This window comes from Streptomyces sp. NPDC017936 (assembly GCF_044328485.1).
Taxonomy (GTDB): Bacteria; Actinomycetota; Actinomycetes; order Streptomycetales; family Streptomycetaceae; genus Streptomyces.
The window spans coordinates 68,089-74,874 of the sequence record NZ_JBIRHK010000029.1; the positions used below are offsets into that span (position 1 = coordinate 68,089).

At 74.9% G+C, this 6,786-nt stretch carries 7 protein-coding genes and 1 pseudogene; 3 read left to right on the plus strand and 5 right to left on the minus strand.

The genetic code is table 11. The annotated features are described in order from the left end of the window. Window positions 1-22: 22 nt before the first annotated feature. Complete coding sequence (locus tag ACH4F6_RS38535; RefSeq protein ID WP_397965257.1) at window positions 23-1,267, minus strand: ROK family protein; 1,245 nt, start codon at window positions 1,265-1,267, stop codon at window positions 23-25. Window positions 1,268-1,321: 54 nt separating this feature from the next. Beyond that, complete coding sequence (locus ACH4F6_RS38540; protein WP_397965258.1) at window positions 1,322-1,984, minus strand: alpha-ketoglutarate-dependent dioxygenase AlkB family protein; 663 nt, start codon at window positions 1,982-1,984, stop codon at window positions 1,322-1,324. Window positions 1,985-2,051: 67 nt separating this feature from the next. On the opposite strand from ACH4F6_RS38540, the gene ACH4F6_RS38545 reads away from it, so the two are divergent. Beyond that, entirely contained in the window at window positions 2,052-3,188 is a 1,137-nt protein-coding gene (locus tag ACH4F6_RS38545) for a methyltransferase (protein WP_397965272.1), read from the plus strand. Here ACH4F6_RS38545 and ACH4F6_RS38550 read toward each other — a convergent pair. Both ACH4F6_RS38550 and ACH4F6_RS38555 read right to left on the minus strand, forming a co-directional pair. Then, the gene (locus ACH4F6_RS38550; RefSeq protein ID WP_397965260.1) at window positions 3,175-4,035 is read right to left on the minus strand and encodes a ketose-bisphosphate aldolase; all 861 of its coding nucleotides are present in this window, start codon (window positions 4,033-4,035) and stop codon (window positions 3,175-3,177) included. The genes ACH4F6_RS38545 and ACH4F6_RS38550 overlap by 14 nt on opposite strands. A gap of 155 nt (window positions 4,036-4,190) precedes the next feature. Further along, entirely contained in the window at window positions 4,191-5,072 is an 882-nt protein-coding gene (locus ACH4F6_RS38555) for an SIS domain-containing protein (protein WP_397965261.1), read from the minus strand. Between the two features lie 82 nt (window positions 5,073-5,154). Between ACH4F6_RS38555 and ACH4F6_RS38560 the strand changes: the two genes are divergently transcribed. Further along, the gene (locus ACH4F6_RS38560) at window positions 5,155-5,934 is read left to right on the plus strand and encodes a DeoR/GlpR family DNA-binding transcription regulator (protein WP_397965262.1); all 780 of its coding nucleotides are present in this window, start codon (window positions 5,155-5,157) and stop codon (window positions 5,932-5,934) included. Between the two features lie 26 nt (window positions 5,935-5,960). On the opposite strand, the gene ACH4F6_RS38565 is transcribed toward ACH4F6_RS38560, so the two are convergent. Further along, entirely contained in the window at window positions 5,961-6,380 is a 420-nt protein-coding gene (locus ACH4F6_RS38565) for a MarR family winged helix-turn-helix transcriptional regulator (RefSeq protein WP_397965273.1), read from the minus strand. Window positions 6,381-6,637: 257 nt separating this feature from the next. Here ACH4F6_RS38565 and ACH4F6_RS38570 point away from each other — a divergent pair. Next, window positions 6,638-6,786: pseudogene (locus ACH4F6_RS38570) on the plus strand (esterase); the annotation flags it as partial.

Sequence of the window (6,786 nt, forward strand, 5' to 3'; positions counted from 1 at the left end):
GCGGCCGGTCCCCGGGGTTTGCTCAGACCTCGCTGAGCGCCCGCAGCGGGTCGTCCAGCACCGGCTGCCAGGCCAGCTCCGCCGCGCCGACCAGGCTGTTGTGGTCGAGGGAGCAGGCGAGGATGGGCACCTGGCCGCTGCGGCCCCACAGGCTGCGGTCGGCGACGACCGCGCGGAGCCGGTCGGGATCGGTGTCCAGGAGGGTGCGGTGCAGGCCGCCGAGGATGATCCGGTCGGGGTTGAGGATGTTCACCAGGCCGGCGAGGCCCAGGCCGAGCCGGTCGACCAGCGCCTCCACGGCCGTGCGGACGACCGGGTCGGCGTGCTCCTCGCGGATGAGCTCGTTGGCCTGCTGGAGCAGGGAGCCCTCCGGGCCGGGTGCCCGGCCCGCCGTGGTGAGCAGGGCCAGCGGGTCCGCCTCGACGTCGAGGCAGCCGCGGCTCCCGCAGTGGCAGGGGCGGCCCTCGGGGTTGACGGTGAGGTGACCGACTTCGAGGGCGAGGCCGGAACTGCCCGTGTGCAGGCGCCCGTCGAGGACCAGCGCGCCGCCGACCCCGCGGTGCCCGGTGGCCACGCACAGCAGGTCGCGGGCACCGCGTCCGGCGCCGTGCCGGTGCTCGGCGAGCGCGGCGAGGTTGACGTCGTTGGCGGCGAACGCGGGGCCGGTGACGCCGGCGGCGCGGACCCGCTCGGCGAAGATCTCCCGGACGGGTGCCCCGACCGGCCAGGCCAGGTGGAGGGGGTTCAGCGCCAGGCCCTCGGGCGCGGCGACCGCGGACGGCACGGCGAGGCCGGCGCCCACGCAGCGGCGGCCGGTGGCGCGCAGCAGTTCGGCGCCGGCCTCCACCACGGAGGCGAGCACCTTCGCGGGGTCGGCGTCGACGGTCTCGCAGCCCGGCGTGGTGGCGACGATCCGCCCGCCGAGGCCGACCAGGGCCGCCCGGAACCCGTCGGCGTGCACCTGGGCGGCCAGCGCGACGGGACCGTCCTCGGCGAGTTCGAGCCGGTGGGAGGGACGGCCCTGGGAGCCGGCGGCGGCACCGGGGCGCGCGTCGACCCGGATCAGGCCGAGCGCCTCCAGTTCGGCGGCGACCGCGCCGGCGGTGGCCCGGGTGACGCCGAGCTCGGCGGTGAGCACCGCACGGGTGGGCGCCCGTCCGGTGTGCACGAGCTCCAACGCGGGACCGAGCGCACCGCGTCCCCGCTCCAACCGCGTCCTCGAGGTGGTTCCTTCCCCCGCCGGCCGGGGGTCCGCCTTGCCGCTCATGAGGGCGAGTCTCCCATGATCCGCTTTGCCGGACGGTGTCCGGTCTCCGCCGCGTCAGACGGTGTCCGGGAAGCCGCCGACCCGCAGGGTGACGTTCAGTCGCCCGCTCAGCCCCAGCCAGTTCGGCGCCGTCCCCGGGTGCACCCGGGGCACACCGTGGTAGGCGAGCCTCGACGGTCCCCCGAACACGAACAGGTCACCGCTGCGCAGCTCCACGTCGGTGTAGGGCCGGGCCCGGCTCTCGGTGTTGCCGAAGCGGAACACGCAGGTGTCGCCGAGGCTGAGGGAGACCACGGGCGCGTCGGACGTCTCGTCGGCGTCGCGGTGCTGGCCCATGCGGGCGTCGCCGTCGTAGAAGTTGATCAGCGCGATGTCGTACGCCGCCGACCGGGCCGGCCGCGGGCCCAGCGCGTCGGCCACCGCGCGCCGGCCCAGCTCGCCCAGCCAGGCGGGGAACGGCTTGACGGGGGCGCCGTCGCCGTCGACGGCCGTGCGCGCGTAGCCGTACGGGTACCAGTGCCGGCCGAGGCAGACCTGCCGGGCGGTCATCGTGCCGCCGCCGGGAGTGCGGACCGTGCGCAGGCCGGCGGGCGGGCGGGCCCACGCCCGGCAGGCCTCCAGCAGCTCCCGCTGGTGCGTCGCGTCCAGCCAGCCGGGCACGTGCACCGCGCCGGGCGCGATCTCCGCGCGCTCCCGGGGAAACAGCTCGCCGTCCATGGCACCATCCTCCCCCAGCGGGTCTGATCTGCGGCTCGGCTAGCCTTGACGCACGATGGACGACCGTATGACCACGCCGTGGGGCGAGCTCTCGCTGACCCGCCACCCCGAGGACCCGCGCGACCGGCTGCGCGCCTGGGACGCCTCCGACGCGTACCTGCTGCGGCACCTCGCCGACGAGCGGGTCCCGCTGACCGGGACGGTCGTGGTGCTCGGCGACCGCTGGGGCGCGCTGGCCACGGCGCTCGCCGCACACCGGCCCGCGCAGATCACCGACTCCTGGCTCGGGCAGGAGGCGACCCGGGCGAACCTCGCCCGCAACGGCGTCGAACCCGGTTCCGTCCGGCTGCTCACCACCCAGGACGCGCCGCCCGAGCGGATCGGCGTGCTGCTGGTACGCGTGCCGAAGAGCCTCGCGCTGCTGGAGGACCAGTTGCTGCGGCTGGCGCCCTCGGTGCACGCGGGGACGGTCGTCGTCGGCGCCGGCATGGTCAAGGACATCCACACCTCGACGCTCCGGCTGTTCGAGCGGGTCCTCGGCCCGACCCGGACGTCCCTCGCCCGCCAGAAAGCCCGGCTGGTCTTCTGCGCCCCCGACCCGTCGCTGGAGCGCCCGGCCAGTCCGTGGCCGTACGGCTACGACCTCCCCGCCGGCATCGGGCCGCTCTCCGGCCGCCCGGTGGTCAGCCACGCGGGCGTGTTCTGCGCCGACCGGCTCGACATCGGCACCCGCTTCTTCCTGGGGCACCTGCCCGAGACCCGCGGCGCGCAGCGGGTCGTCGACCTGGGCTGTGGCAACGGCGTCGTCGGGACGGCGGTGGCGCTGGCCAATCCGCGGGCCGAGGTGCTGTTCACGGACGAGTCGTTCCAGGCGGTGGCCTCGGCGGAGGCGACGTTCAAGGCGAACGGGACGCCGGGGCACGCGGAGTTCCGGGTCGGGGACGGGCTGGCGGGCGTGCCCGACGGGAGCGTGGACGTCGTGCTGAACAATCCGCCGTTCCACTCCCACCAGGCCATGACGGACGCCACCGCGTGGCGGATGTTCACCGGGGCGCGGCGGGCGCTGCGGCCGGGCGGCGAACTGTGGGTGGTGGGCAACCGGCACCTCGGGTACCACGTGAAGCTCCGCCGGCTGTTCGGCAACAGCCGACTCGTCGCGGGCGACCCGAAGTTCGTGGTGCTGAAGGCCGTCAAGCGGGGGTGAGCCCCACCGCGGTGACGATCCGCTCGACCGTGCGGGCCATCGCCTCCCTGCCCTCGTCCAGGTAGGGGCGCGGGTCGACCGCGTCCGGGTGGGCGCCGAGGTACGTCCGGAGCGTGCCGGTCAGGGCCTGGTTGAGGGCGGTCCCGATGTTGACCTTGGCGATGCCGCCCGCGACGGCGGCCCTCAGCTCCTCGTCCGGCACCCCGGACGAGCCGTGCAGGACGAGGGGCACCTCCAGGACCGCGGTGAGCCGCCCCAGCAGGGCGTGGTCGAGGGTCGCGGTGCGGGTGGTCATCGCGTGGACGCTGCCGACGGCGACGGCCAGGGCGTCCACTCCGGAGTGCGTGACGAAGGAGGAGGCCTCGGCGGGGTCGGTGCGGGCACCGGGCGCGTGGGCGTCGCGCGGCGCCCCGCCGTCCTTGCCGTCCATCTCGCCCAGCTCCGCCTCGATCCACAGCCCCTGGGCGTGCGCCCGGTCGACGGCCGCGCGGGTCGCGGCGAGGTTCTCGTCGTACGGCAGGTGCGAGGCGTCGTACATGACGGAGCCGAAGCCCGCGTCCGCGGCCTGCCGGAGCAGCCGGTCGGTCCGGACGTGGTCGAGGTGCAACGCGACGGGGACGGCGGCCCGTTCGGCGGCGGCGACGGCGGCGCGGGCGAGGGGGAACAGGCTTCCCCGGTGGAACCGGACGGCGTTCTCGCTGACCTGGAGGACGACGGGCACGCCGGCGCGCTCCGCTCCGGCGACGACCCCCTCGACGTGTTCCAGCGTGATGATGTTGAAGGCGGCCACGGCGCTGCGGGCCGCGCGGGCGCGGGTGATCAGTTCGCCGGTGGTGGTGAGGGGCACGGCGTCTCCTCGTCGGGGTCGAAGAGGCAAGCGGGCGAAGGAGGCAGGGGCGGGGGAGGCACGGAAGCGAGGGAGGCACGAGGACAGGCGGCCGAGCGGGCCCGGCGGTCGGACGGACCAGGAGGGCCCGGGAAGGGACGCGGGCACCGCGGGGCTCAGGGCCCGAGGATCACCGAGCGGGTGAGGTGGCGCGGCCGGTCGGGGTCGAGGCCGCGGGCGGCCGCCACGGCGACGGCGAGGCGCTGGACGCGGACCAGTTCGGCGAGGGGGTCCAGGCGGCCGGGGAGCCACAGACCACCGGTGGCGGCGACCTGTGCGGCCAGCCCCTCGGGCGCCTCGCCGAGCATCCAGGCCGCCCGGCCCCGGGTGGTGATGCTGATGGGGCCGTGCCGGTACTCCGTCGCGGGGTACGCCTCCGTCCAGGCCAGTGCCGCCTCCCGCATCTTCAGCGCGGCCTCGTTCGCCAGTCCGACCGTCCAGCCGCGGCCCAGGAACGTGAACTGGTCGCATTCCACCAGGCCTCGGGGCAGCGGTTCGGCGAGCGCGGTGCGGGCGTCGGCGACCACGGCGTCGCTGTGCAGACCCAGGTGGGCGCGGAGCAGGGTGAGCGCGGTGGTGGCGAAGCGGGTCTGCACGACGGAGCGTTCGTCGGCGTGACGGAGGACGACGACGTGGTCCGCGACCGTCGTGACCGGGGTGTCCGGATCGGCGGTGACGGCGGTGGTGCGGGTGCGTCCGCGCAGGTGGGCGAGGAGGTCGAGGACCTCGGTGGTGGTGCCGGAGCGGGTGAGGGCCACGACCCGGTCGTAGGGGCGGTGGGACGGGAACTCGGAGGCGGCGTGGGCGTCCGTCTCGCCGTGGCCCGCGCCCTCGCGCAGGGCCGCCGCCGCCTGGGCCATGAAGAAGGAGGTGCCGCAGCCGACGATCGCGACGCGCTCGCCCGCTCTCGGCAACTCCCCCGCGTACCGGGCGGCTTCGGCGGCGGCTCGCGTCCAGCACTCCGGCTGGCCGGTCAACTCGTCCTCGACGTGGGTCATGCCCCACCTCTTCCCGACGGTGATGTCTCCTGCAAGATAGAGCCGGTTTTCGAGCGGCTTCAAGCATCCGAACGGAGTTCCCATGTCACCCGACGCCCGGTGGAAGGCGCTGCTGGAACTGCTCGTGGAGCGCGGCCGGCTGGAGGTGGAGGAGGCGGCGGGCGAACTGGGGGTGTCGGTGGCGACGATCCGTCGTGACTTCGACCGGCTCGCCGAACAGCAGATGCTGGTGCGCACCCGGGGCGGCGCCGTGGTGCACGGGGTGTCGTACGAGCTGCCGCTGCGCTACAACGCCGCGCGCCGGGCCTCCGAGAAGCTGCGGATCGCCAGGGCGGTGGCGGAACTGGTGGCTCCCGGTGAGGCGGTGGGCCTGACCGGCGGGACGACGACCACGGAGGTGGCGCGCGCCCTGGCCGCACGCGGTGACCTCGCGGCGGGTTCGCCGGCGCTGACCGTCGTCACCAACGCGCTGAACATCGCCAACGAGCTGGCCGTGCGGCCCCAGTTCAAGATCGTGGTGACCGGCGGGGTGGCGCGGGCGCAGTCGTACGAGCTCGTGGGGCCGCTGGCGGACGGGGTGTTGGGGCAGATCACGCTCGACGTGACGGTGCTCGGCGTCGTCGCCCTCGACGTCACGCACGGAGCCGCCGCGCAGGACGAGGCCGAGGCGGCGGTCGACCGGATGCTGTGCGAGCGGGCCCGACGGGTGGTCGTCGCGGCCGACTCCGGCAAGCTGGGGCGGCGGGCGTTCGCCCGGATCTGCGCGGCCGACGCGGTGGACACCCTGGTCACGGACGCGGCGGCCGACGCGGAGGCGGTACGGCGGTTCGAGGACGCGGGGATCCGGGTCCTGGCCGTGTGAGCGCCGCCCGCCGCGGACGGCCCGGTTCAGCCGTCGGCGACGTTCGAACCGATCAGCCGGAGAAGCCGCTTGGCCGTCTCGTCCTGCTCGGCGGTCAGCCCCATGGCGTCGCCGATGGCGAGCGGGACGGTGCGGGCCCGCTCCCGGAGCCGGGCTCCGGCGTCCGTGAGACGGATGGCGACCGAGCGCTCGTCGTCCGGCCTGCGTTCACGGCGCAGCAGGCCGGACGCCTCGAGGCGCTTCAGCAGCGGCGACAGGGTGCTGGACTCCAGCTGGAGCGCCGCACCCAGGTCGCGCACGGAGATCGAGTCCTGGTCCCAGAGCACGAGCATGACCAGGTACTGGGGGTAGGTCAGACCGAGTTCGTCGAGCAGGGGGCGGTAGCGCGCGGTGACCGCGCGGGAGGCCGCGTACAGGGCGAAGCAGAGCTGGTCGTCCAGGAGCAGCGATCCCCCGGCCGCCGCGGTGGTGCGGTCCCCTTCGGAACCCCTGGTCAGCGCGCCGGCCGACGGTCCCGGCTTCTGGTCGCTCCGCATCGGTCAGCCTTTCGTCCGGATCCCCTCGATCCTATCGAACCCAAATAAGTAGTGCACGACTTAGTTGTGCACTACTAAGTAGCACGCTACTGTTTTCGACGTGCCGCCCCTCCCGACGCGGACTACCGTCGGGACCTGCCCGCGGCACCTGATCCGAGGAGATCGTCATGTCCGACGCCCCCCGCCGTCCCGTCCTCGAACCCGCCGCCCAGGCCTTCGCGGAGGCCACGGCGAACCCGCCGTACCTGTTCGACCTCGGCCCCGTCGAGGGCCGCAAGACGGTCGACGAGGTGCAGTCCGGTGACATCGCCAAGCC

What these genes read in the sequence shown, in the direction of transcription:
- ACH4F6_RS38535 (WP_397965257.1), bottom strand. Translation starts at nt 1,267, where the DNA reads ATGAGCGGCAAGGCGGACCCCCGGCCGGCGGGGGAAGGAACCACCTCG.
- ACH4F6_RS38540 (WP_397965258.1), bottom strand. Translation starts at nt 1,984, where the DNA reads ATGGACGGCGAGCTGTTTCCCCGGGAGCGCGCGGAGATCGCGCCCGGC.
- ACH4F6_RS38545 (WP_397965272.1), top strand. Translation starts at nt 2,052, where the DNA reads ATGACCACGCCGTGGGGCGAGCTCTCGCTGACCCGCCACCCCGAGGAC.
- ACH4F6_RS38555 (WP_397965261.1), bottom strand. Translation starts at nt 5,072, where the DNA reads ATGACCCACGTCGAGGACGAGTTGACCGGCCAGCCGGAGTGCTGGACG.
- ACH4F6_RS38560 (WP_397965262.1), top strand. Translation starts at nt 5,155, where the DNA reads ATGTCACCCGACGCCCGGTGGAAGGCGCTGCTGGAACTGCTCGTGGAG.